The 233-nt window shown below is 28.8% G+C and carries 1 protein-coding gene; it reads left to right on the top strand.

All coding sequences use genetic code 11. The features are described 5' to 3' along the window. Positions 1–233, top strand: a 233-nt coding sequence (locus OCF96_RS10095) for a hypothetical protein (protein WP_261447090.1), incomplete at both ends; no start/stop codon positions are given.

The following is a 233-nucleotide window of genomic DNA, read 5'->3' as shown; positions in this document are numbered from 1 at the left end:
ATCAAAACATCTTGAAAAATATAAATTTTAAGATTATTCGAAACTCTATTGTTTTTGGATTAATTGCTTTAGGTACATTCTATATCTTTGGTCAAATGAAAGGTTATACTTCCAATTTTCAACGTGTAGTAGGGTTGTATGGAGGTTCAGGACTTTACAATTTTAACATTTATCTAGATAAATTTCCGTCAGTTTCTCTTCAGTGGGGAAGTGAAACATTTAAAGTGTTTAAT

The organism is Streptococcus mitis (assembly GCF_946190065.1).
GTDB classification, from domain to species: domain Bacteria; phylum Bacillota; class Bacilli; order Lactobacillales; family Streptococcaceae; genus Streptococcus; species Streptococcus mitis_DE.
This window is presented reverse-complemented; position numbering and strand designations above follow the sequence as displayed.